This is a genomic window from Kitasatospora sp. NPDC057198 (assembly GCF_042670125.1).
Taxonomy (GTDB): domain Bacteria; phylum Actinomycetota; class Actinomycetes; order Streptomycetales; family Streptomycetaceae; genus Kitasatospora.
Genome location: NZ_JBHUWH010000798.1, coordinates 1 through 1,951, shown reverse-complemented (window position 1 = coordinate 1,951; position 1,951 = coordinate 1). Strand labels below are relative to the sequence as shown.

Annotated in this window: 1 protein-coding gene; it reads right to left on the bottom strand. The window is 76.4% G+C overall.

Annotation, left to right across the window (positions count from 1 at the left end; genetic code table 11):
• Positions 1-361: 361 nt before the first annotated feature.
• Positions 362-1,951, bottom strand: a 1,590-nt coding sequence (locus ACFUEL_RS39120; RefSeq protein WP_380242894.1) for a DUF4132 domain-containing protein, incomplete at its 5' end; no start/stop codon positions are given.

Below are 1,951 nucleotides of genomic sequence, written 5' to 3'. Positions count from 1 at the left end.
GTTCGGAGCGGGGAGCCCGACGTCACCGCGGGAACGCCGCGGTGCGCGGTGGAACCCGGGCGCGGTCACGGCGACCAGAGGGCCCGGTGCTGTCCTCGGCGCCGGCTGCCACGGCGCCCGGCCGCGGGGCGGCCACCGCCGCGGGGCGTGGCCCGGCGGCGACTACATGCTAGGAGCGGCGGGCCCCGGCCGCCCAGCCCCCGGCACGCCCGGACCCGGCCGATCCCGGGCCCGCCCCACGGGGCCCACCGCCCCCGTCCCGCCCCAGCACCCGCTCGCGCCCGCCCCCGGCCGCCCCATCCGCCGCGTCCCGTCCCGGCAGTCCGCCGGAGCCGCGCGGGCGGGGTGGCCGGAACCGGACTCAGAGCGAAGTCAACTCCTCCAGTTCGGCCAGCAGTTCGGACGCGGTCAGGGCGTCGAGGTCGCCGAGCCGGACCGGGGCGCGGCCGGTGCGCCGGTGGTCGTCCGGATCGGTACCGACCCGGACCGCCGTGAGGGTCTGGTCACCGAGGTGGGCGACGGCGCCGACCGCGATCCCCGGGAAGATGTCGAGCACCAGGTGGCGGCCGTCCGGCAGCGGCTTGTGGAACCAGCGTTCTATGCCGGCGTCCATGGGGGTGCCGCGCTGCCAGCCGCGCTTGGTCATGCCGAGCAGCCGTCCGATTGGCACGGTGTGTCCCTCGAAGCGGTGCAGCCGGTTTCCGGCGGCCTCCTCTTCGGTGAACCGCCTTACTGTCCGCCCGAGTTGGGGGAAGGGTTGGATGATCTCGTAGTCGGCGAAGAGTTCGGCCCAGGCCGTCAGGTCCGGGCCGAGGTGGAGCGGGTGGGCGAGTCGGACGACCGCGTCCGTGGGGAGCCGGAAGGGTCGGTCGTGGGCGTCGGTGAGGGTGCGGTCCTCGGCGACCCGGAAGGCGGTGGCGCCGTTGGCCGTCCAGACCAGGCGGCGCACCAGGTGGCCGAGCAGCGGGTGGCCGGCCAGCAGGTCGGTGAACTCGCCCGCGCTCCAGGACCGTTGGGTGATCATGGCGGTTTCCAGGCGGGCGCTCTGGTCGGTGGCCAGGGCGCGGGCGTCCTTCTTCAGGGCGGTGAAGCGCCTGCGTTCGGCGGTGGCGAGTTCGGCGTCGTCGCGGGCATCGGGGGCGGGCAGGTCCTTGCGCCGCCTGCCGTCGGAGTCCCGTACGTACGGGCGCAGTTGTTCGTCGAAGCCGACGGTGAACGTCCGCACCCCGTAGTCGATGACGGTGCTGCCGTCCGGGCCCAGGCCCAGGTCCGGCACCAGCCGGTCGGCCAACTGCTCGGGGCTGAGGCCGCGTCGGGCGGCGACCGCCTCGATCCGGCGGGCCGCGTACTCGCCGAGGTGCTTGCCGCCGGGGCGCCGGTTGAGGCCGCACAGCTGGGTCAGCGCGGCGTCGGTGCCGATCGCGACCAGCACGTCCAGGCCGTCCACCGCACGCCGGTTGACCTTGTGGGCGGGCCAGCCGCGCAGCACCGGGGCCAGCAGCCGGGCGGTGCCGTCGTCGCCGAACTCGCCGAGCGAGTGCAGCGCCCAGCGGTCCTTGGCCGGCATCCCGGCCAGCCGCCACTGCTCGAACACCGCCCAGCAGAACGCCGCCAGCGACTCCGGCGTGCACACCGCACGGACCTGCGCCAGCCCCGGGTACGGCTTGCCGGGCGCGGACAGCGCCAGCATGGTGACCAGGTGCCGGGCCGCCGACTCCGGCAGCGCCCCGCTACCCCCGTTCCCGCCCCCGCCGCTGCTCCCGTCCCCGTCCCCGTCCGCGCTCGCCAGCAGCACCTGCGGCAGCCCGGCCGGACGCAGCCAGGCCGGGAAGGACGGCATCCGGGCGGGCAGCGCGCCCACCAGCGGATCGGTGCTCAGCAGTTCGCCCGCCGCCCGCCCCGCCGCCTCGCCGTAGCGCCCGGCCACCGCGGTCAGCAGCTCGTCCCGGCC